Raw genomic sequence first — 23,266 nt, forward strand, 5'->3', positions numbered from 1 at the left:
AAGAGCAACACTATTGTCACGCGTTGACCGGAATGCCAGCCTTGGCGCATAGGTAACCCCGTTCGTGAATATTTTCTCCCTTATCCGTAAACAAGCGGAGTCACAACCTGACCAGATCGCTTACCATAATTTCACTGACCCGGCCGGTCCGCTGACCTATCGAGAACTCGTGGCAAACGCTGAGGTTTTCGCTCGGCAGCTTCGCGCCGAGGGTGTGCGCTCCGGCGAACGGCATGGACTGTACCTGGACGAGGGTTCGGGTTTTCTGGTAACTGCCCTCGGCCTGCTCGCGGCCGGTGTTTGCATGGTACCCATGGGCACCTTTCTTCCCGGCAAAGAGGTCGATTACATCGCGGGGGCAGCCGGGCTGCATGCACTCCACGCAGCCCGCAAGGCAGGCTTTCGGAACGCGCACGTGCCTGCCATCGACGACCGTCGCGACGAGGATTTTCGAGCCGCGTTCCCCGCTTATATCCGGTTCACCTCCGGGACGACAGGCCAGCGCAAAGGCGTGCTGCTCAGCCACCAGACCATCTTCGATCGCCTCGCGGCAGCCGATCAGATCCTCCGGATCACCCCGCGTGACCGGGTCTGGTTTCAACTTCCAATGGCGGACCATTTTGTCGTTTCAGTCCTGCTTTACCTTTCGCGGGGCGCCACCATCCTGACGACGGCCCCGCAAGCCGATGAAACCTGGCGGATGCTGGCTAAGACGCATGCCCCAACCCTGATCTACGGATCCCCGGCATTTTACCGGGATCTGAACGCGTCAACGGTTTCCGCCCTGCCCGAAGTACGCCTGGCGATTTCAACCACCTCACTGCTGCCTCAAAAGGTGCAGCACGGTTTCCAGAGCCGCTTTGGCCGTTCATTGAATGTGGCGCTCGGCATCATCGAAGCGGGTTTGCTGACGCTGGATCAAACGCACGACAGGCCCGGTTCGGTCGGAAAGGTCATGCCTGCTTACCAAGTGACGATCGTGGGAGCTGATGGCCGGCCTGTTCCCGCCGGCGAACTGGGCGAACTGCACGTCGCCGGCCCGGGCCTGCTCGATGGCTACCTCAACCCCTGGCGGCCCCGCCGCTGCCTGTTGCGCGAACACGGTTTTCCGACCGGAGACTTCGCCCGGCTCGATCCCGAACGCAACCTGTACCTTGCCGGACGAGGGCGCAGCCGGGTGACAATTGATGGCCTCGTTTTTTTCTGTGAAGAAGTGGAAGCGATTCTGGACGCGCTGCCGGGGATCGTGGAAAGCCGTGTTTACGTCGATAAAACCTCCGGCAAACTGGGTGCACAGCTGGTCGTTGAAACCGCTGCAGCCGGCTTGCGGCAGGTTGAACCCTCGCTGTTTCCCGATCCGCGCATGGCGCCGGTCCTTTTTACCGTGGTAAATTCGTTACCACGCACGACGAACGGTAAGGTGTCGCGAGCGGAATAAAGGGTAAGGATTTATCGTTTCGCGGGCTACGGTCATTCCCGTCCGCTAAAGTCAGGACACTTCTGGTCGAAAGATCAGGAAACGGACATCGGAATTTCCGATGCGAACAGCAGACGAAAGAAGGCAGGGGATATAAAACAAAAAACCAGCTCGACCAGAGGGGGAACACGTTCTGGGGGCCGATCGAGCTGGTATTTAAGATCATAGAAGCAAGGTAGCCGCTCAGCAACAAAAATCGTTTCAAAAAGACGGATTTTTGGTTGGCTGAGACGTATAACCGTTTTTCTGCTTGACGATCGGACGCAAAAGGGACCGCGAATCCACTTGCGAAACGGGAACGGGTATTGAGGCCGGCGACGCCGTAAGTAGATTTTGGTTGCCATCCCGCCTGAAGCTGGAGACTCTTGGATCTCCCTCTAATGTTCCACCTGCAGGGTTATTTCGAGACTCGCGGCCGCTCGCAGCGGCTGTTCCAGTATGCCCCTGCGGAAACCGTACGCCTGGCTGATGCGCTGCTCGACTTCATTACAAACCTTTTTCAAGGGTGTGTCGACGGTTTCTTACCCTGCGATACGGCTTTTCACGATCTAAACCATACGCTCGAAGCCACCAACGTGGTGCTCGATCTGTTGGCGGTGCACCGGGAAAATCCTGAGTTTACACCGTTTCGCGAATCTGACCGGTTGCTCGTCTTCGCGGCTGTCCTTTTCCACGACACCGGTTATTTGAAGCGGACCGGCGATCGCGAAGGTTCCGGGGCAAAATATTCTGCGATTCACGTCGGGAGAAGCTGCTTCCTGGCCTGGGATTTTTTGCCCGGTTTCGGTTTCACGCCCGACGAAATACGCCAGGTCCAGAACGCGATCTGCGCAACGGCCGTGACGGCCCGCCTGGATCAATTGCCTTTTCGCAACGTTCGCGAATGGTTGATCGCCGCGATCATTGTTACCGGCGACATGCTCGGCCAGATGGCGGCCCCCGATTACCCGGAACGGTTGCCCAGCCTTTACCTGGAATTTCGTGAGGCCGGCGCCTTCTCGCGTTTTCGAAATTCAAGTTTCGGCGCTTATCAGAGCCTCCAGGACTTGCTGGCGGGAACGGAAAAGTTTTTCTACCGCCACGTTTTGCCGACCCTCGACACGGAACTGCGCGGCGTTTACCGGCTGCTGACGGACGGGTCGGGGTACAACGCCTATCTGGACCAAATGCGGATTAACGTCGCCCGGGTGAGCGGGATGGCCAAACTACTCGCGGATGCAAATGCCGGCACCGTCCTGCCGCACCGGACCTGATCCCTCGTATGGCGGCTAGCCGCCACCGTCGCGACCGGCTGGCTTTGTGCAATGGTACCCCGAAATGACCTGGGAGACTTCCGCCGGCGCCGTTGCGTTAAAACGTCCTTTTCGTTCTCGCTGGCTTTGGGCCGGGATCATCGTTTGGGTGGTGGCCTTTGCCGCCGTGGTGATGCGCGTCGCAATCGTAGGCAGCCGGAATGACCTGTTTCCAACCTATCAACAGGCCGGACTGGCCTGGCTGCACGGCCAGCCCTTGTATCAAACCCATCAAGGGTTCATTTACACACCGCCCGTCGCTGCCCTTTTCGCGCTCCTGGCGTGGGTTCCGCCAAATCTAGGCGCGGCCCTCTGGCGTTTTCTTAACCTCATCGCATTCCTCGCCGCCGCCCTTTGGTGGTTTCGCCGGAATACACCGAACGCCAATGCCGACCGGCAGGGCCTCTTCCTTCTGCTCCTTTTTCCGGTCTCACTCGGCAACCTGAATAACGGCCAGGTTAACCCGCTGATGATCGCCCTGTTGATCAGTGCCGTGCTGCTGGCAGAGGCAAGGCGTTGGACCCTCTCGGCGCTCTGCGTTACCGTCGCGACCTATTTCAAAATCTACCCGCTGGCCATCGGGTTGCTGCTGGCCGTGATTTATCCCAAAGAATTCTCCTGGCGATTGCTGTTGGCTCTCGCCGGAGCGGGACTGCTGTCGCTCGCTCTGCAACACCCGAATTATGTGATCGATCAGTACCAGCGCTGGTTTGAGTCGCGACGGACGGACCCCCGCCGCTACAACATCGACATGGCGCCACGCGACCTTTGGATGCTGGCGCGCGCGTTGCACGTGTCCTTGACGGAGACCCTGTACGCTTTGACGCAGGCCTCGACCGCCGCCGCTCTGGCCCTGGTGTGCGGATGGGGACGCCTTCACCACTGGCCGGAAGAGCGTCTGCAGCACGCGGCGCTGCTGCTCGGCTGCTGTTGGATGCTGCTGCTGGGGCCCTCCACCGAATCGGCTACCTACGTTTTACTGGCGCCGCTCCTCGTTTACGCCCTCTTCACCGCCGTCCGGCACCCGATCGGAACGCGCATCCTGCTTTCGGCAAGTTACGGGATCCTGTTGTTGGGACTGGCTCTCAACAGCTTCCTGCATCTGAAAAAGAATGTTTACCTCAAATCGGTCCAACCGTTCGGGGCGCTCTTGTTTCTGGTTTATGCCTGCGCCTGGATCTTTTCGCCGCGCTGGTGGAAAATGCCACAAGTGAAGAGTGGCGGGTAACGGGTAACGGGTAACGAGTGTCGGGTGTCGGGTGTCGGGGGCGAGCCGCCCATGTCAAGTATGTAACTTTTCTCCCCGCCGTGTTCGCCGTGGTTCGCCGTGTTCGCCGTGTGAACTCTTACGTTGTGCCCGCCAAACCCGCTGTGCCCGCCGTGTGTCAGGGTTGCACGAGCCAGATTTCCACGACTCGATTTTTGGCCGCGTCACTCTTATCGAACATGTCCGAGCCGCCCATGCCGACCGCCCGCATCAGGTTCCTGATTTTGGTCTGGCTTTGCAGGATGTGGACCATGTTTGCGGCCCGGCGGTGCGATATTTCCAGGTTCTGCGCCTCTGAACCTGTACGATCGGCGTAACCGGCACAGACCAGCACAATCGTTGGATCTTCAAAAAGCGTCTGAAAATTCGGGCGGCGCAGGTACGACAGGAGATGCTCGACCTGGTTGTTTTCGGGCCAGATCCGGCCGCTCGAAAAAGGCACGATGGCGAGCTTGGTGAATCCGCGTGCACGTTCGACCTGGGCATAAAGGTGATCTTTTTCGGCTTTGGTAAGTTCTTTAAGGAGATCGATGCGCACCAGCACCTCCTGGCGCACGCGTTGCTCCTCCTCAGGATCCTTTTTTAGCAGAATCGGAGCATTATCATGCGCATCCGGTCCGGTCGGGGCAGCTGCTGCCTGGTCCGGCGGACTCGAATTGCCGGCAGGATCGGTGCGGTTGCTGCCGCCCGGAGCCGGGCTGGCACTCGGATCGGGAGCGGTCGTGATCCCGAGCTCAGCGGCCACGGCCATGGCCGGCATTGGCTCAGGGGAGGTTGAGTCAGCCGGGCTTGAATCCGGCGTCGTTCCGGGCGCTTTCGAATCAGGGGATGCTTGAGCCGCCCGGCTCGTATTCACCGGGCCGGCGGGTGAGGGCGCGCCAGGAGCGAGAATCCGCTGCTCTTGAGCGGCCGGGCTCGGGCTTGCAAACTCCGTGAAGCGCGGCTGCAGCGGTGGCGTGGCCGATGCCGGCGAGGAAGGAACCATCGTCACATTCGGCACCGGGGTGGTAACGGCCGGAGAGCGCGCCGGTTGAACCTCGGTAATGCCGGCGCCTTTGCCGGCCCGCAGCGCCCTGATCGCGATAAAAGCGGCGATGCCGAAGCCGCCTAACCCGAAAAGCAACGTCAGCGCGACGATCAGCCAAACGCCTGCCGGCGTTTTCGCACGGCGCGGGTTTGCCTTTTTCTCCTTCACATTTACTTCACCCATCACTCCAGTTGTTGCGCCAGAAAAGCCGGGATGTCCTTGATCGCGAGACGATCCTGCTTCATGGAGTCACGGTACCGGATGGTCACGGTGTCCTGGTTGGCCGGCCCATTCTCGCCAATCGTATCGAAATCCACCGTTACGCAAAATGGCGTTCCAATCTCATCCTGCCGCCGGTACCGGCGTCCGATCGCGCCTGATTCGTCATAGAAAACCTGCATGCGCGAGCGGATCAGCCCGAACACCTCGCGCGCCCGGGCGACCAGACGCTCGTTGTTTTTGACCAGAGGGAACACGCCGCATTTGACCGGTGCCATCCTCGGATGGAACCGGAGCACGGTTCGGGTCTCAGCCTTCCCTTTCTCGTCGGTCACCGTCTCCTCATCGTAGGCGGCGCAGATTAACGCGAGCGCCGTCCGGTCGACTCCTGCGCTCGGCTCCACCACGTGCGGAATGAAATGCTGCTTGGTTTCCTCATCGAAATAGGTCAGCGGTTTGCCGCTGAACTCCTGATGCTGCTTGAGGTCGTAATCGGTGCGGTAAGCCACCCCTTCGAGTTCCTGAACCCCGAACGGAAACCGGAACTCAATATCATAAGTTCCTTTCGAGTAATGGGCGCATTCTTCTGGCGGGATTTTGTGCACGTGCAGCAGGTCGTCGGAAAGCCCAATATTACGGTAAAACGCCAAACGCTCTCCTAACCAATATTCGAGTAATTCTGGTCCTTGCTCCGGACGACAGAAATATTCGAGTTCCATCTGCTCGAATTCCCGGGACCGGAATGTGAAGTTGCGCGGGTTGATCTCGTTGCGGAACGCCTTCCCGATCTGAGCAATGCCGAACGGGAGCTTTTTCCGGGAAACTTCCAGGACGTTCCTGAACTGGACGAAAATCGACTGGGCGGTCTCGGGGCGCAGGTAGGTCAGCGACGAGTCGTCCTCGGTGGCGCCGACGTACGTTTTGAACATCAGGTTAAAGGCCCGCGGTTCGGTAAGGTCCTGGCTTCCGCAGACCGGGCATTGCGGCTTGTCATTCTTAAGCGGCAGCTGGTCGGCGCGCAGGCGCGACTTGCAATTTCTGCAATCCACCATCGGGTCGCTGAAAGTTGCTTCGTGCCCGCTGGCCTGCCAGACTTGGCGGTTCATCAGAATGGACCCGTCGAGCCCGACCACGTCGTCCCGTTCCCGGACCATCCGCCGCCACCAAAAGTCTTTGAGGTTGCGTTTGAGTTCCACCCCAAGCGGGCCATAATCCCAGCAACCGTTCAGACCGCCATAAATTTCACTGGTTTGGAAGACGAACCCACGCCGCTTGCAAAGGCTGACGATCTTTTCCATTCGTTCGATTTCCGGTTTCAACTGCTGGCCCATAGTGACAGGGAGAATGGCAATGGCCGCCCGCGTCGTCAACCGGGCGGCGCAGTTGCGCCCGACCTATGCTATAGTGGGGTTTCGTATGGCTTCATTCTCTGAGGACCTGATGGCGGACACTTCGGTCTCGTTGCGCCCCTGGATTATCCCTGCGTTGTCGCTGTCAATTGCGTTCCATGGAGCACTGTTCTATGCCTTCAGCCAGAAGACGCTTGCCCGCTTCGAATCGCCGGATCAGCCGCGGCTGGTGCCGCGCGTGTTCAGCGTAAACCGGTTGCAGGTCGACCAGAAGCTCTTGCAGCCGGAAGCAAAAAAACCGGAGAAACCGGCCAGCCTGAGCAGTGGCCAACCGGCCTCGGCGCAAACGCTGGCGCAGTTTGATGGGTCCTTCGAAAAGGATATCGACAAGATCAGGGAGGTCCGGGCAACGCCGGAAGTCAACTCGCCGGCCGTGCCGGACATTAAAGATAAACCGAGCGTGGAGGCCCAGTCGGCGCTGAATGCCGCGGCCGAGGCAAAGGCGGAAAACGCCCTGGCTATCGACAAGGAACTGAACGAGGTCAGGCAACAATTGCTCGATGATAAGCCCGACGTGGCAACGCGGCCCAAAATTTCCTCCGGGAAAGGAAACAACCCCGGCCGTACCCTTGATGCGGATGCGGCGGACAGCATGGCTGCGGGAACAGGCGGTATCCCTGCCGGATTCAGCAACCTGGATACTTTACTCACCAGTTCAGGCAAGGTCGGCGGCGGCACCGCCCCGATCTTGATGCCGACCGACCTGCTGTTCGATTACAATTCCGCGACGCTGCGTCCCGGTGCGGCCGCCAGCCTTGAAAAACTGGGGCACCTGATCCAGCGTAACCCGCAAGCGGTATTCCGCGTTGAAGGTCACACCGACTCTTTCGGAAGTGATCAATACAATCTCGACCTGAGCCGTCGCCGGGCCGAAACGGTAAAGGCCTGGCTGGTGCAGAACATGAACATCGACGCCGGTCGCGTGCAGGCCCAGGGCTTCGGCACCGCCCACCTTTTGGTTCCGGCAGATCGTTCGGTGGAACAACAACAGCTTAACCGCCGGGTCGAGATCGTGATCAGGACAAAGTAGTCACACGGCGGGCACAGCGGGTTTGGCGGGCACAACGTATAAGAGTTCACACGGCGACCACGGCGAGCCACGGCGACCACGGCGGGAAGAAGGGGAAAGAGTTCGGAGCTCGGAGTTCGGGGTTCGGAGGCGTCGTAGAACCAGGTCCGATCTCCCTCGAAGGTCACGTTCACACGGTGGGAAGACAGAATAATCCGCAGAGCACGCAGAAAAAGATCCACGAAACCGGAGCTTGACACCGGCAGCTCGCCCCCATGCTGCCACTCCGAACTCCGAACTCCGAACTCCGAACTCCGAACTCCGAACTCCGAACTCCGAACTCCGAACTCCGAACTCCGAACCCCGAACTCCGAACCCCGAACTCTACCCCCTTCTTCCTCTTCCCGCCGTGTTCGCCGTGGTTTGCCGTGGTCGCCGTGTGAACTCTTACGTTGTGCCCGCCAACCCCGCCGTGTGACCGAACTCCGAACTCTACCCCTCCCGCCTCGCGATGTAGACGGACACGACGCCGGTGGAGAGGGGCCGGCACGTTTCCGCCGTGAACCCGACCTCGTTCAGGAGTGCCATCATACGGTGGCCGCGGGGAAAGGCTTCGATACTTTGGCCCAGGTATTCGTAGGCGTCGGCAACGCCGGTCAGCCAGCCGGCGAAACGCGGCAGCACGTGGTGGAGGTACAGGCGGTACAACGGGAGCCAGGGCCCGGTTGGAAGCGAGAAATCCAGAATGACCAGGTGGCCGCCGGGGGCCAGCACGCGACGCATTTCGGACAACGCCCGGTGGTACGAGGCCATGTTGCGCAAGCCGAACGCGACGGTAACGACGTCGAACGCGGTATCGGCAAAAGGTAAAGCCAGCGCATCGGCGACGACGAGGCGCGACAAGCGGCGGCGGCGCGAACGGAGCAACAGCGGCGCACAAAAATCGGCTCCGACCACCTCCGCGCCCGGAATCGCGCGCTGAATGGCTGACGCCAGGGCGCCGCTTCCTGAGGCGAGATCCAGCACGCGGCGGGGACGCCAGGCGGCCACCTGCCGGGCGACGTATCGCCGCCAGAAATGATCCATGCCGGCGCTCAGCAGGGTATTAGCCAGGTCGTACCGCGACGCGATCCGGGCAAACATGAGCTGGATGGACCGTGCATCCTGGGCCGTGTACGCGCCCTTCATGAGGTAAAACTGCTCACGAGAGGACTCGAACCTCCACGGGTTGCCCCATACGGTCCTGAGCCGTACGCGTCTGCCAATTCCGCCACGTGAGCGAGGTGGACGGGTATATATAGGCGACGTTCGAGGAAGTCAACTGATCATCAATTGAAGTCAACTTGACTAACTCAGCCTCATCGGCATGAGCACGTACAGGAATGGGCTCTGAACCTTGATGACGCCCGGGCTCATCTCGTCGATGAGGTCCAGATAAACTTCGTCGTTACTAAGGTTACGCAACGGCGCCATGAGGAACTCAGGATTGAACGCGATGGAGAAGTCGCGTCCTTTGTACATCACCGCCAGCGATTCTTTCGCCTCACCGACATCCGGCGTGGTCGCCACGATGTCGATGTTGCCTTTGCTGAAGATCAGCTTCACCGAATTGGATTTCTCGCTGGCCAGCAGCGAGACGCGGCGCACGGCGTTCAGGAACGTCTCCCTTTCGAGTGTGACCCGCTCTTTCGCCTCGGCCGGGATGACCTGACGGTAGTTCGGGTAGTTACCCTCGATGAGCTTTGATACCAGCAACGTCCGGTTAAGCTCGAACGCGATCTGGTTTTCGCCCACGCTGACTTTAACCTCACCTTCGTCATGCACCAACCGCTGGAGTTCCGCCACCGCCTTGGTCGGTACGATGATATCGATGTCCTGACCCTCCGGAAATTCGAACTCCACGTCAACCAGCGCCAGGCGCCGGCCATCGGTTGCGACCAGGGTGAGCTTGTTGTCGCGGAACGAGAACAAAATGCCATTGAGCACGTAGCGGGTCTCGTCCGTGGAGATGGCGTACGAGGTCTTCTTCAGGCCATCCTTCAGGTCTTTTTGCGCGACGGTAAAGGTTTTCGGGTTTTCAAACCGGGCCAGGGGCGGAAATTCCTCTTCGGGCAGCCCGAGGATTTTGAAGAAGCTGGAGCCGCTGCGGATGGAGGCCAGGTTTTTGGCGTCGACATCGACATAAATTTCCGACGCAGGCAGCTCGCGAACGATCGAGAAAAGCCGCCGTGCCGGGAGCGTGGTCGCCCCGGGCTTTTCGACCTGGGCATCAATGGTGCCGCGCACCCCCACGTCGAGGTCGGTCGTCGTCAGTCGAATCTCGCCCTCGCCGGCCTGAAGCAACACGTTCGATAAGATCGGCAGCGTCGTTCGTGTGCTCACAATGTTTTGAACGATGGAAAGGCCTTCAAGGAGCTTGTCCTTACTGACGCTGAATTTCATGGCTGAAACGTAATCAAAACATTTGCGCCCTGGGAGCGCAAGGCGCGTCCACGGTCTTAGCGCGTTCAGCGTTGACACGCAAGCGGCATCGAGCCGATCCTCGCCGCCAAACACGCGCGCAAGGCACCGGGCGAACGCGGAGCCGCAAGCCTCACCGGTCCAGCAGGTTGTCGAGCAAGAGGATCAATTGGCGCGTTTGATCCTCGCGGGTCATCCGGTTCTGAACGGTTTTGCAGGCGTGCAGCACGGTCCCGTGGTCACGGCCTCCAAACGCATCGCCGATTTCGTTAAGGGAGGCTTTGGTGTGGCGCCTTGCCAGGTACATGGCCACCTGGCGCGGAAAGGCGATATTGGCCGGCCGGCGTTTACTGGTCATATCAGCCAGGCGCACGTCGAAATGTTCTGCCACCTTCCGTTGGATCTGATCGATCGTGATCGTTTTTCTGGCCTCTTCCTGCAGGATGTCGCGCAGCAACTGTTCGACCGCATCCTGCGAAACCTCGCGTCCGCTTAGTGATGCGTACGACGCCACCCGCATCAAGGCCCCCTCCAGCCGCCGGACGTTGGTGCGCACGCGTTGGGCCAGGAAATCCAGCACCTCAGGGGCGAGCTGGACGTGCAGGGCTTGCGCTTTCTTGCGCAGAATCGCCAGGCGCGTCTCGATGTCCGGCGGTTGGAGCTCAGCCGTCAGGCCCCATTCGAACCGCGAGACGAGCCGTTGCTCGAGGTTGGTGATCTCCGTGGGGGGCCGGTCGCTCGAGAGCACGATTTGTTTACGGCCGTCGAACAGGGTATTGAACGTGTGAAAGAATTCCTCCTGGGACCGCTCTTTGCCGGCCAGGAAATGAATATCGTCGATCAGAAGGATGTCGGCCTGACGGTAGCGTTTGCGAAACTTGACCAGCGTGTTGTGCTGAATGGCGTCGATGAATTCGTTGGTGAACTTCTCGCTGGAAAGGTACATCACTTTGACGCCCTTTTTGCGTTCCAGCACTTGCTGGCCGATGGCGTGCATCAAGTGGGTTTTGCCCAGGCCGACGTCGCCGAACATGAAAAGCGGGTTGTAGGTCTTGGCGGGTGACTGGGCCACGGCGAGGGCGGCCGCGTGCGCAAACTGGTTGTTTGAACCCACCACGAACGTGTCGAACGTGTTCCGGGGGTTCATGCCGTGGGTCGACGCCACCTCGGCATCCTTGTCGGCGAGGCGCGCCGACGCTCCGTCCGGCGTGATCCCGTCGGGCGACACCCCGTCCGGGGACGCGGTCACCGTCCCCCCCCCTCCTCCTGCGCCTGCTGCTGCTGCCGCCGCCGCCGGTTCCGGCTCCGTGGGTTCGGCCGCGGGCGCAGGCGCGCGTTCCGTTTCGGCCACCACGAAACGGATCTCGCGCGGGCTGCCGAGCACCGACGCCACGGCGCCATGCACCAGGCTCAGGTAATTGCTCTCAATCCAAAGCTGATAGATCGTGTTCGGAACCTGGAGCACGAGCGCCGCCTCATCCGTTTGCACCAGTTCCAAGGCTGCGAACCAGCGCTGGAACGCGTCCGGACTCACGTGGGGACGTATGCCGTTGGCAATTTCCTCCCAGATACGGCGCAAGGTGTTTTCCATGGGGACACTATCCACAATTGTTTGCGACGGCTTGGCACCCCGTCAGCCCAGCCCGGGACGGGCCGGCCCCGGACGCGTGACACGAACCAAGTTGATAGACCGGGGAGAACACTTGTGTAGTGAGCATAGGAGCCGAACGGCCGCCTGGGTCAGGAGCTTCAGAGGGTCCTCATGCCACCCCATGCGCGCGCGGTGCGCACGCCCACCTGCATTCCCTCGTAAACGCTCCATGACCAAGGTGTGCGCAGTCGACTTGTTAACAAGTTATTCACGCGGACCCGGGTTTTCACGTCGAGCGATGGCGAGGATAGGGCTGACGCGCCACCCTCAGCAAGGAAAAAGCGCCTTGTAGTCGTGAAATTTCTGATCCCGGTTTCCGCGTCCATGGGCAGGGCGTCAGCCTACCCTACTTCGCCGCTCAACGGTTCGGCGGCTTCATCCCGGGGGCGTACCTCGCGGGGCGCCCCTGCGATCCTGGCCATCCTCCTGAGGCGTTCACCGGGGGTACGAAAGAGAATGCCCACGGCGATACAGGTCACGCAGCCGATGAAGACGTACCACGGGAAGGCGACGGTCGGCCACCAGGCCGGCAGCGGCGCACCGAAATCGTACAGCTTCTCCTGCCATCGCCCGTGGAGCACCAGGGCGACCGGATCGACAGCCGGAAGCTTCACACGTCCCAGCACCAGGACGGCAGCCATACTGGCTAACATCGCAATAATGTTAGTTTCGTCCCGTCCGCGCGTGCGCGTGAGCAACCCGACGAGGAAAACCCCGAGCAAGGCACCGTAGGTGTAGCCGAGGCAGCCCAGCGCGATCGGCAGGATCGTCAGCTTGGAATTCTGCAGGACGGCGTTGGCGGCGAGCGTGGCCACGCCGATCATCAGGGCGCCGAAAACCACGGTGGCCACCCGAGCCGCTCTGACGGCCGATGCCGGGCCGCGCCGCCGCTGCAGGTACGGCAGGTAAAAATCCTTGGTGAAACTCGTGGCGAGCGCATTCAGGGCGGCCGAAGTCGAGCCCATCATGGTTGCGAAGACCCCTGCGATGATCAGGCCGCGGACGCCCACCGGCATCCGGGAGACGATGTAGTAGGCAAAGATCTCGTTATCCGCGGCCGGCAACTGCGGGTCAGGAAAGCGTTGGTAGTAGACCCAGAGAAGGATGCCCACCGACAGAAAACCCGCGGCAATCGGCAGGTCGGCGAGACCGCTCAGCATCAGTGAGATCTGCGATTTGCGGAAGTCAGGCGCGGTGAGCATGCGCTGGACCATGTCCTGATCGGTGCCGTGGGTTGACATGGTCAGGAAGGTAGAAGCCACCAGGGCGGCAGCCAGCGTGTACGGCTCCTCCAGCATTTCCTTGAGCGCGGAACCGAAGCCGGCGGCGGGATTGAATCCTAACTGCAGGACGGGCGGGAACCCTCCTAACCGGCTTATCACTTCATGCCAGCCGCCGGGAATGGAAACTAACAAAAGCCCGATCGCCAGCGCGACGGAACCGAGCATGAGCGACGCCTGGATGAAGTCGGTCCACACGACCGCCCGGATCCCGCCGGCGGCGGTGTAAATGGTAGTAAGCAGGGTGATGAACAGAATCCCCGTGAAGTAAACGGTCAGGTTAACTTCCGAACCCGGAAAAAGGTAGTGCCAGATGACCTTGATGATCGCGCCCCCGAGGTAGAGGCGCACGCCTATGCCCAGCACCCGGGTAAACAGAAAGATTGCGCTCGCGAGATTTTTCGTGCAGGGACCGAACCGCAGTTCCAGGAACTCGTAAATGCTCTGGACCCCATACCGGTAATACGGCTTGATGAACGTGAAAGCGATGATGATGCGCGCGAGCACGGTGCCGATCGCGAGTTGCCCGTAAACAAAGCTCCTGGTCTTGAATCCTTCGGTCGGGGTACCCAGAAAGGTGGCGGCGCTGGTCTCAGCGGCGATGATGGAGGCGAGCACCGCCCACCACGGGATGGAGCGCCCCCCCAGGGCGAATTCGGTCAGGTTGCGATTGGACCGTCCCGCCCAGAGGCCGATGCCGGCGATCAGGGTGAAATAGGCAAGGAGGACAAAAAGGTCGATCCAACAGGATGGTGGGACGTAAGCCAGCGAGGACATAACGGGTAACGGAGCGCGTAACGGGTAACGGGTAAAGCGTGACCGCAGCGCGGCGAGCGTTACGTTGCGCCCGCTGTGGCCGGGTGGCGGTCCCCGGTTGACCAATGGCCACCGATCAACGCCTTGTCCCTCAACCCGTTACTCGCTACCCGCTACCCGTTACCCGTTACGCGCTCCGTTACCCGTTACGGGTGACCAGCCACTGGCTGCCGATCCCGAGTTCGGGCGCGACCACGGGAGGCGGAACCTCAGGGTTGGACTGCAGATTCTTGACCAGGACCCGTGAGTTGCGGCCGCTGGCCTCATACTTTTCGCGGCGTTTGGGCGGCAGGATCTCCGGCCCGGCCTCGACGAAGCCACCCTTTTGCTCGAGGTAGGCGTACGCCTGGGTCGACAACGCAAACAGCCGCGTGAACCCGCGCTGGCGCGCCAGGTTCTCGACGAAGGACATCAATTTGCGGCCGAGTCCCTGATTTTCGTTCGATCGGCTGACGTAAAGGCAGGCCAATTCGCCGATCTCGTCTTCCGGGCACGGGTAAAGGGCGACGCAGCCGGCGATGTGCCCGTCGATTTCCAATACCCAGTAATCGTCGATGTCGGCCAGGATTTCGGCCCGGGTCCGGCGGACAAGTTCCTCGCTGCGCACCGATTGCTGGATCAGCGACATGACGGCGCGGACGTCCTTCTTGTACAGCCGCCGGATTTGCTCGTACTCGTTTAAGTAAACCATGGTGCCGACGCCGCCGTTGCTGAACACTTCGGTCAACAGCGCTTCGTTGATGTTGCCGTTCAGCAGGTGAACGCGCGGCACGCCGAAATGGCAGGCGCGCGCGGCGTGGTCCAGTTTTGATGCCAGGTTGCGCGGCAGTTTATCCCGGTGCTTGCGCAAGAGTTCCTCGAGCTCGCCCACGACCAGGTGGCCAATGCGTTGACCGTCCAGGACCAAGCCATCAAAGTTGGAAAGAAAAATGAGTTTGGCCGCCTTCAGGATTTCGGCCACCTCGAGGGCAATCAGGTCGGAATTGACGCGAAAGGTTCGCCCCTGGCCGTCGAAGCCGAGGGGCGGAATCACCGGGACCACCCCTTCCCGGAGCAGAAAATCGAGCAATTTGACGTCGACCTTGTCCACCTTGCCGGCGCATTGGTAGTCAACCCCATGAATAATCCCGGCCGAGTGAGCAATGATGCAATTGGCGTAGGCGGCCTGGAGATCCACCTGCGTCAGGCCTTCCATCACGTCGTTGGCAAGGCGCATCGCCACGCTGATCGAAAGTTGCAGGGTCGGCTCATCGACGACGCCCAGACCGTCCGCGCTGGTGATCTTGACGCCCTGGGCGGCGGCCGCCTCCTGGATTTGCCGGCCGGCGCCATGCACTATCACGACCCGTACGTTCAGCGAGCGCAAGACCGCGATATCGAGCAGGATGTTGGAAAAATTTTCCGACGCCAGGACGTCGCCGTCGATCGCGAGTACGAAAAGCTTGTCGCGAAAATGCGTGACGTACTGCAGGATGCCGCGGAGTTCCGGAAATTTCATGGCGGGGAAACGGCGGCAGCCATCGAGCGCTCACCGGACGAAGACGCGTCTCCGGCTCCGGCGCGCACCAGGGCCCGGAGCCGGTCCAGATCGAGTTCGGCAGCGCTGGCGACCTTGAGATCGACGAAGGACAGGTCTTGCAGCGCGCTGAACTGGTTCGGGATCGCAATCACCGTGAGGCCGGCATTTTTCGCGGCCCGAGCTCCGGGTTCCGAGTCCTCCAGCGCGACGGCAGCGGCCGGGGCGACCCCCAGGGTCTGCACGCATTTCAGATACATGTCCGGGGCAGGCTTCGGGTTGAGCACCATGTCCCGGGTAACGACCGCATCAATGAAACGGCGCAGACCGAGGCGGTGCAAACCATCCTCGACCCAGCCTGAACCCGAATTGCTCGCGACCCCGAGCCGCAGTCCCGCGGTCCTGGCGGCCGACATCAACGGCTCGATTCCGGGCAGAACCGGCTCCCGCAACGTCAATTCCCAATTCCGCGCCTCGCGCCGGGGTGCGAGGACCGACCAATCCAACGAGCGGCCCAGCAACCCTTCAAGGTGCCGGTGCGGGTCGAATCCTCCAACGTACCCCGTGGCCGCCGTCCAATCCTGGAGCGTCAGCGTCTGCCCAAACTCCTCGTAGAGCTCGCGCCAGCTGACGAAACCGGGCTCCTCGGTATTAACGACGAGGCCGTCAAAATCAAAAACCAGGGCCTGTAAATTCATCATTGTTTTGCAAACGGCAACCGGAACGAGTCACCGAGCAGGAAGGAGTTCGCACGGGGAACCCCTCCGAGCGCATGCCGGACCCGTCAGCTGCGGACCTCCGCGCTAAAGAGTTCGTGAGGAGCGAAAAAGCGCTTCAACTCGGCCGCCGCATTCTCGACGCTGTCCGAACCGTGCACGATATTTTCCATTGCGTCCTTTCCGTAATCGCCGCGAATGGTGCCCTTGCTCGCTTTTCTCGAGTCCGTCGGTCCGATCAGGTCCCGGGATCTGGCGACGGCGTCCTCGCCTCGGATCGCGAGAGCAATCACCGGTTTACTCTGCATAAACGAGCGCAGTTCCGGGTAGAAAGGCCGGTTGGCGACATGAGCGTAATGCTCCGCCAGCACCTCCTCAGACAGGGAAATCATTTTGCAGCCTACGATTTCGAAGCCGGCCTCTTCAAAGCGCCGGATGACGTCACCGACGTGGCGCTCGGCGATACAGTCGGGCTTCAACAATAGGAGGGTAGTATCGGTCATGACTGCCACACATCGAAGAATGCCACGAATGCCACAAGCGAAAAATCGGTAACGGGTAACGGGTAACGGGTTCGTCACACGGCGGATTCAGAAAACTCGGCAAAAACATCCGCAGAATATGCAAAGAACGCAGAAAAGAGAAATCATCCACGGATTGCAGCCCCACGGCACGTTCGGACGTGGAATTTGACGACCGCTACCCGGCCCTCAGCGTCACACGCTGAGCCGCGCTCGTTACCCGTTACCCGTTACCCGTTACTCGTTACCGATTTTGTGGCATTTTTCCGCCGTGGACCCGGTGATCACTTTGACCATTGAAGACATCGCTTTCGGCGGCGATGGCGTGGGCCGTTGGCGGAACGAGGTAACCTTTGTGCCGTTTACGATTGACGGCGAAACGGTGGAGGCTGCGGTGGTCGAACGCAGGCGCCGGTTCCAACGGGCTGCCCTGGTGCGCCCGTTGAAGCCGTCGTCGCACCGAATCGATCCGCCGTGCCCGTATTTTGGCCGTTGCGGCGGGTGCGCGTACCAGCACATGAGTTACGGGCACCAACTCGAGGTGAAGCGGGGGCAGGTTGCGCAGGCGCTTCGCCGGATCGGTCAGTTCCGTGATGTTGAGGTGGCGCCGGTCGTACCGAGCCCGCAGACTTTCGGTTACCGGAATCGAATCACGGTTCATGCGGAGGAGGGCATGCTGGGTTTCTATGAACTTCGCAGCCATGCGTTGCTCGACATTGCGAGCTGTCCCCTCGCCGGCGACGCCGTGAATGCCAAGCTGGCGGAGCTACGGCGCCGGGGGCTGCCGCCCGGCACGCACCGGACCCTGCGCAAAGGCACGGGCACCACCTTCGAGCAGGTTAACGAGGGGGTCGCCCGGTTGCTGCTCGAATACGTGGGCCGGCACCTCTCCGGAGACAGCCTGGTCGATGCGTACTGCGGTTCCGGCTTTTTCGCGCACGCGTTTGCGCCTCGATTGCGCGTAGTGGCGGGCATCGAATGGAGTGAACCGGCGATTGCGAGCGCCCGCCGAAATGCCCACCCCAACGAGACTTACCACCTGGGCGATGTGGCCGCCCTTCTGGGTGATGTCCTGCGCGCAACCCATCCGGACACCCTGGTGCTGGATCCGCCGTCGGAGGGACTGACCCCCGCGGTAATCGAGCAGGCGTTAACTCAACCACCAGCCCGGGTCTTGTACGTCTCGTGTAACCCGGCGACCTTCGCGCGCGACCTCAGGCGCCTGGCTTCAGCTTACCGAATTAGCGAGGTACAGCCGTTCGACATGTTTCCGCAAACCGCCGAAATCGAAGCCGTCGCCGTGCTGGAAACGCGGTAACAGGTAGCGAAATGGGAACGAACCGGTGACTGGCTCGTAGACGCCGTTCGAATCAATGAACCTCCGGTGTCGCCTGGGTAATGAGCTGGTCAATCGCCCGGTAAGGCACGACCCGAAAATAGCCTTCGTGGTCGCGGTAGCAGAACGAGTCGGTACCGAGCATGAGCCGCTCGACGGTGTTGACCGGAAAGGATTCCCCGCTGCGCAGGGCGATCACGAACGGCACAAAATCCGCGCGAGGAGAAATCAGGCGCTCGAGGTCTCCCTTCATATCTTTAGCGGAAGCTAACACGGTTTTAGGAATCCTCGGCCTTTAGGCCGGGGAGGATGTCAACAGCGCATCGACGCGGGCTTTCACCGCCTCATCCATTCGAACCAGTTGCGGCCACTCCCGGTGATAGCCTTCCGCCGGCAGTTTCCGGGTGGCGTCAAACCCCATGTGGGAACCGAGGTTGGCGACCGAAGGCGCGTGGTCCAGGCTGTCGGCCGGATTTTTGATGAACGTGGTATCGCGCTGGGGATCGGTGTTGGCGCAGAGCCGGAACAGCACCTCGCTGGTATTGTGAACGTCACAATCCTCGTCCACGACCACGATGTACTTTGAGAACATCATCTGACCCATGCCCCAGAGGCCGTGCATCACCTTGTAGGCCTGATACGGGTACTGTTTGCGGATGCTGACAAACACGAGATTGTGAAAGACCCCTTCGGCCGGCAGCGCCATGCCGACGATCTCCGGGAAATTCATTTTAAAGACCGGCAGAAAAACCCGGACGCTCGCGTCTCCGAGGTAGAAGTCTTCCATCGGCGGGATGCCGACGATCGTGGCAGGGTACACCGGGTCCCGGCGATGGGTGATGGCGGTGAGATGAAAAACCGGGTAATCGTCCACCGGGGTGTAGAAGCCGGTGTGGTCACCGAACGGCCCTTCCGGCCGCACTTCTCCCGGCTGCACGTAGCCTTCCAGAACGAAATCGACGTCGGCCGGCACCTCCAGGTCGATCGTCTCGCATTTGACGAGCTCCACCGACCGCTTACGGACGAAACCTGCGAAGAGGACTTCGTCGAGCCCATCGGGCAACGGTGCGGTTGCGGCAAAGATGTAAGCCGGGTCGCCGCCCAGACAAACCGCAACCGGCATCGGTTTGTTTTGCTCATAATACCGTTTGCCGTGGCGGGCCGCGACTTTATGGATCTGCCAATGCATTCCGGTGGTCCGGCCATCGTAAACCTGCATCCGGTACATGCCGACGTTCCGGGCGCCCGTGTCGGGATCGACGGTGTAAACGTTGGGGAAAGTGATGAACCGGCCGCCGTCATGCGGCCAGCAGCGCAGGATGGGCAACTGCGAAAGGTCAAACGAATCACCGGGTTCGAAGCGGTGGATGACGTCTTTGCACGGGCCGCCCGCGACTTTTTTCGGCTTGGCATGGAGCAGGTCCACCCCCTGGCGCAGCAATCCCCAACCTTCCCGAAACGACGTTGGGGGTTTGGCTTTCAGGATCAACTGCATCTGGTGGGCCAGGTCGTTAACCGACTCAAGGCCGAGCGCACAGGCCATGCGCCGTTCCGACCCCATGGTGTTGATGGCGAGCGGAAAAGCCGACACCCGCCCGTCGATCGTGGGTTTTTCGAAAAAGAGGGCCTTGCCGCCGCCGGGCGCTTTCATCTGGCGATCGGCCAGTTCGGTGATCTCAAGTTCGGTCGCTACCGGTTCGGAAACCCGAATCAGCTCACCGCGTTTCTCAAGGGTCGAAACAAATTGCGCGAAAGAAGTATAAGCCATTATTGCCTGAGTCGCTTGGCCAACCATCCACGAGCGTCGCCCATTGATCAATGGTATCGTCGATCGGAACTAGCCTCGGGGCGAACGCGGCGGCCTTCCGGCTACCGGCCGTTATCGGCTGCAACCGGCTGCGGCCGATTCCGGCGGAGAAGCGCAGAACGCAATTTCTCGATCTGCAAGGGCTTGCTCAAGTAATCATCCATGCCCGCCACCAGGCACCTCTCGCGATCTCCGACCATGGCATGAGCCGTGAGCGCAACAATCCAGGTCCGTTCGAGCAGGCCGAGGCCTTCCCGGCGCCGGATTTCGGCTGCGGTCTGGTAACCGTCCATCTCCGGCATCTGGCAATCCAGGAGCACCACTTCGTAAGGGACGCGCTCCAACGCCGCGAGCGCTTCGTATCCGTTGCCCACCGCATTGGCCGACCAGCCCAGTTTGCGCAACTGTGCCAGCGCCACGCGTTGATTGACCAAATTGTCTTCTACCACCAGGATCCGGCCTGCAGGCCCGCCCTCACCTGGTGTTCCGGACGGCGCGGCAGCCGCGGAATGCGGGGCAGGGTGCGGATCGAGAACCTCGGTCAGGCAATCCAGGAGGGTGGACTGGCGCACAGGTTTGGAACGCCAGGCCGCGATGCCGGCTTTCCGGAGCGCGTCCGCAGCCGGCGGCTTGCCAAATGGCGTCAAAAGCACCAAACGGGTCGCGGCCAGTTCCGGTTCGGCTTTGACGGCCCGCGCCAGGGACAGGCCGTCCGTCTCCGAAATCTCCAGATCGAGGAGCATCAACCGGTAAGGGTCCGCCCCGGTCACGGCTCGACGCAGGCGACCCAGGGCTTCTTCAGCAGTCCGGCACGCGTCGGCGCGCAGGTGCCAGGCCGCCAACTGACGGCAGAGCAGCTCGCGCCCGGTTGCGTTATCGAAAACGACGAGTGCGCGGGTCGCGATCAAACCATGCCTGAGATCTCCGTACTTTGCTGGGACGCGCTGTTTGACCAGGCGTGCGGTGAACCAAAACAGCGATCCTTGTCCCGGCGTGCTCTTCACACCGATGTGCCCACCCATGTGTTCCACGAGTTGGCGGCAGATGGCCAGACCCAAACCCGTTCCGCCGAACTTGCGCGTCATGGAACCGTCGGCCTGCACAAACGCCTGGAACAACCGCGCCTGAGTGTCTTGCGAAATGCCGATGCCGGTATCCTGGACCTCGAAGCGCACCAGCGCGTCCGCGGCCGCTTCCTGCTCGCAGGTCACCCGTACGGCCACCTCGCCGGCGGCCGTGAATTTTATAGCGTTGCCCACGAGGTTGGTCAAAACCTGGCGCAGCCGGCCCGGGTCGCCCCGCAAACAGGTGGGCACTTCCGGCGCGATCCCGCCGATAAGCTCGAGACCTTGGCCTTGCGCGTGGATCGCCAGCGTCTCCAGGGTGTCCTCCACCATGCGGCACAGATCGAAATCAAGCGCTTCAAACCGCAGCTTGCCTGCCTCGATCTTTGAGAAGTCCAGGATGTCGTTGATCACAGTTAAGAGGGCTTCGGCGCTGGTGCGGATGGTCTCGGTCAACTCGCGCTGCTCCGGCGTGAGGGCCGTGTCGAGCAGGAGCCCCGCCATGCCGATCACGCCGTTCATGGGCGTGCGAATCTCGTGGCTCATGTTGGCCAGGAACTCGCTCTTGGCACGGTTTGCCGCTTCGGCGGCCGTCTTGGCGTCGCGTAAGGCCTGCTCGGCACGTTTGCGCTCGGTGGTGTCAACCAGCCTGACGCCCGCCGCTTTGACCTTGCCGTCGGCGCCTTTGACGGGGAAGTAGGAGCATCGCATCCAGCGGCGTTCCCCGGGGTAGCGGTGATCCTGGACGGTAAGCTCCAGGTCGAGGATGGGTTTATCGGTGGCAAACACTTGTTCAAAGGTGGCCTCAACGGCGGTGGCCACGTCTGCAGGCACGATATCCCGGATGCGTTTACCTGCGCATTCGTGCATCGCTAGCCCGTTCATTTCGGCCAAGTGGCGGTTGACTCTTAAGTACCGCAACCCGGGGTCCACCAGCGCGAGGGCGACCGGCGAGCCGTCGAAGAAAGCATCCAATTGGGCTTCCCGTTCCCGCATTGCCTCTTCCGCCCGTTTGCGTTCCGCAACTTCGGCCGTCAGTTGGGCCGTGCGTTCCTGCACCCGCTGCTCGAGGTCGTCATTGGCATGGCGCAGGGCATCCTGAGCCTCGGTGCGTACGGCGACCTCGCTTCGCAGCGCGCGGAGATTGCTCTCGAGCGTTTCGGCCATCTGGTTGAACGCCGCCGCCAGGACGCTGATCTCGTCGTGCGAGGAAACGCCGACGCGGGCGCCAAACCGGCCGGCGGCGATGATTCTGGCGCCCTCGGTCAGTTCCAAGATCGGCTGCGCGAGGCGGCGCGCCAGCCCGAGGCCGAGGCCCACTGCGCACAAGAGAGTCACCACCAGGCTGGCCAGCACGCGGTCCACAGATTTCGTCGCCGCCGCGATGACCGTGTCGTAAGGCGCAAGGGTGATCAGCCGCCAGTCGCCCGCTCGGGCGGCGCGGTCGTTTCCGAGGGCTGCGTACCCGGCGATCCGCCTGCATCCCAGCCGGTCCGTGTACACGAGGTAAGGGTTGTCGCGACCGCTGAGCAGCTGCCTCAGCATCCCGGCCGCCACGTCGGGGTGCACGGCGAAACGTCTGGTCTGGGAATCGGTGCCCATCAGCACGCGCCCCTCCTTGTCCAGTAAATAGGCAGACGCACCGTTGCCCGCCGTCTGCGCCAGGTCCCGGAGCAGATCTGCCAGGTGCCGGGTCGTGACCTCAGCGGCGAGCACACCCACGCAGCAGCCATCGGGATCCGGGACGGGCGTCAATACCAAAAGCGAATCGGCAGCGCCGGTGTCCCCCGCTCCGGCGGCAGCTTGGCCCGGCGATTCCGAAGCATTCAAGCAGTCTGAAATGCGGATCGCGCCCGGGGGACCGTGAAGCGCCTGCTCAAACTCGTCCTTTGAGATGTTGTAACGGGAAAACAGCGATCCGCCTTCTGCGGGGGGGTAGGACGAAGCTACAACGCCGCCCTGAGGGTCGACTAACATCAGCTCGGCAAAATAGTGGAACGACTCGGCAAAACGCGTTAAATGCTCCCTTCGGCCGGACAACCCTGCCGACCTCAAATCAGGGTCTGCGGCCAGCACTCGCATCACTCGGATAAAGTCGAACACAAACTCGTCCATGCGCCGGCCGGCCTGAGCGACGCTTTCTTCGAGCCGTGCGCCCGCTTGCTGCTGTGCTTCCTTGATCGTCCGGTCTGCCGTCCAGAACGTCACTCCGAGCGGAACCCCCGTCACCAGCAAGAAGGCCAGCACCATTTTCTTCGTTAGTGACATGATGCGATGATTTCGGGCGAAACAGAAATCTATAGGGTTATGGCCAGAGGAATGACTTCATCACCCCTTAATCGTCCCCCGCGGCGGTGTATTTAGCCGTCCAGGCAGGACTGGCCGTCCAGGCGGTATTG

The 23,266-nt window shown here is 61.3% G+C and carries 17 protein-coding genes and 1 tRNA gene; 5 read left to right on the forward strand and 13 right to left on the reverse strand.

Annotated elements, in window-relative coordinates; all coding sequences use genetic code 11:
* Positions 1–64 precede the first annotated feature (64 nt).
* The 3 genes from JO015_12360 (at position 65) to JO015_12370 (ending at position 3,997) form a co-directional block, all read left to right on the forward strand.
* Positions 65–1,438, forward strand: coding sequence for an acyl--CoA ligase (locus tag JO015_12360; protein ID MBV9999890.1), 1,374 nt, complete (start codon positions 65–67; stop codon positions 1,436–1,438).
* A gap of 404 nt (positions 1,439–1,842) precedes the next feature.
* Complete coding sequence (locus JO015_12365) at positions 1,843–2,730, forward strand: hypothetical protein (protein MBV9999891.1); 888 nt, start codon at positions 1,843–1,845, stop codon at positions 2,728–2,730.
* 64 nt (positions 2,731–2,794) lie between these two features.
* Complete coding sequence (locus tag JO015_12370) at positions 2,795–3,997, forward strand: DUF2029 domain-containing protein (GenBank protein MBV9999892.1); 1,203 nt, start codon at positions 2,795–2,797, stop codon at positions 3,995–3,997.
* A 157-nt stretch (positions 3,998–4,154) separates the two neighbouring features.
* Here the strand turns inward: JO015_12370 and JO015_12375 are convergent, their stop codons facing one another.
* On the reverse strand, positions 4,155–5,246 hold the full coding sequence (locus tag JO015_12375; protein ID MBV9999893.1) for an OmpA family protein: 1,092 nt from the start codon (positions 5,244–5,246) through the stop codon (positions 4,155–4,157).
* Complete coding sequence (locus JO015_12380) at positions 5,246–6,589, reverse strand: glycine--tRNA ligase (protein MBV9999894.1); 1,344 nt, start codon at positions 6,587–6,589, stop codon at positions 5,246–5,248. Before JO015_12380 ends, JO015_12375 begins: the two co-directional genes overlap by 1 nt.
* 109 nt (positions 6,590–6,698) lie before the next feature.
* On the opposite strand from JO015_12380, the gene JO015_12385 reads away from it, so the two are divergent.
* Positions 6,699–7,721 (forward strand): OmpA family protein, encoded by a 1,023-nt coding sequence (locus JO015_12385; GenBank protein MBV9999895.1) that lies wholly within the window; start codon positions 6,699–6,701, stop codon positions 7,719–7,721.
* A 471-nt stretch (positions 7,722–8,192) separates the two neighbouring features.
* On the opposite strand, the gene JO015_12390 is transcribed toward JO015_12385, so the two are convergent.
* From JO015_12390 to ndk, 8 genes are all read right to left on the reverse strand, one after another.
* Positions 8,193–8,888 carry a ubiquinone/menaquinone biosynthesis methyltransferase gene (locus JO015_12390; protein MBV9999896.1) on the reverse strand — a complete coding sequence of 232 codons (696 nt, stop codon included), beginning with the start codon at positions 8,886–8,888 and terminating at the stop codon, positions 8,193–8,195.
* A gap of 10 nt (positions 8,889–8,898) precedes the next feature.
* A tRNA-Leu gene (locus JO015_12395) sits at positions 8,899–8,980 on the reverse strand.
* 67 nt (positions 8,981–9,047) lie between these two features.
* On the reverse strand, positions 9,048–10,142 hold the full coding sequence (gene dnaN / locus JO015_12400) for a DNA polymerase III subunit beta (GenBank protein ID MBV9999897.1): 1,095 nt from the start codon (positions 10,140–10,142) through the stop codon (positions 9,048–9,050).
* A gap of 151 nt (positions 10,143–10,293) precedes the next feature.
* Positions 10,294–11,751, reverse strand: a complete 1,458-nt coding sequence (gene dnaA, locus JO015_12405; GenBank protein MBV9999898.1) for a chromosomal replication initiator protein DnaA — start codon at positions 11,749–11,751, stop codon at positions 10,294–10,296.
* 401 nt (positions 11,752–12,152) lie between these two features.
* Entirely contained in the window at positions 12,153–13,868 is a 1,716-nt protein-coding gene (locus JO015_12410) for a sodium:solute symporter (GenBank protein MBV9999899.1), read from the reverse strand.
* Between the two features lie 178 nt (positions 13,869–14,046).
* Positions 14,047–15,405: an amino-acid N-acetyltransferase gene (gene argA / locus JO015_12415; GenBank protein ID MBV9999900.1), complete on the reverse strand. Its 1,359-nt coding sequence runs from the start codon at positions 15,403–15,405 to the stop codon at positions 14,047–14,049.
* The gene (locus tag JO015_12420) at positions 15,402–16,124 is read right to left on the reverse strand and encodes an HAD family phosphatase (protein ID MBV9999901.1); all 723 of its coding nucleotides are present in this window, start codon (positions 16,122–16,124) and stop codon (positions 15,402–15,404) included. The genes argA and JO015_12420 overlap by 4 nt, the downstream gene beginning before the upstream one ends.
* Positions 16,125–16,207: 83 nt before the next feature.
* Positions 16,208–16,642 carry a nucleoside-diphosphate kinase gene (gene ndk / locus JO015_12425; GenBank protein MBV9999902.1) on the reverse strand — a complete coding sequence of 145 codons (435 nt, stop codon included), beginning with the start codon at positions 16,640–16,642 and terminating at the stop codon, positions 16,208–16,210.
* Positions 16,643–16,931: 289 nt separating this feature from the next.
* On the opposite strand from ndk, the gene JO015_12430 reads away from it, so the two are divergent.
* A complete protein-coding gene (locus JO015_12430; protein ID MBV9999903.1) occupies positions 16,932–17,978 on the forward strand; it encodes a class I SAM-dependent RNA methyltransferase in 1,047 nt (348 codons plus the stop codon).
* Positions 17,979–18,030: 52 nt separating this feature from the next.
* On the opposite strand, the gene JO015_12435 is transcribed toward JO015_12430, so the two are convergent.
* The 3 genes from JO015_12435 to JO015_12445 form a co-directional block, all read right to left on the reverse strand.
* Positions 18,031–18,249, reverse strand: coding sequence for a hypothetical protein (locus tag JO015_12435; GenBank protein ID MBV9999904.1), 219 nt, complete (start codon positions 18,247–18,249; stop codon positions 18,031–18,033).
* A gap of 42 nt (positions 18,250–18,291) precedes the next feature.
* Positions 18,292–19,764 (reverse strand): menaquinone biosynthesis decarboxylase, encoded by a 1,473-nt coding sequence (locus JO015_12440; protein ID MBV9999905.1) that lies wholly within the window; start codon positions 19,762–19,764, stop codon positions 18,292–18,294.
* Between the two features lie 101 nt (positions 19,765–19,865).
* The gene (locus JO015_12445) at positions 19,866–23,135 is read right to left on the reverse strand and encodes a response regulator (protein ID MBV9999906.1); all 3,270 of its coding nucleotides are present in this window, start codon (positions 23,133–23,135) and stop codon (positions 19,866–19,868) included.
* Between the last annotated feature and the right edge of the window lie 131 nt (positions 23,136–23,266).

The sequence above is a fragment of the Verrucomicrobiota bacterium genome, assembly GCA_019247695.1.
Lineage (GTDB): Bacteria > Verrucomicrobiota > Verrucomicrobiia > Chthoniobacterales > JAFAMB01 > JAFBAP01.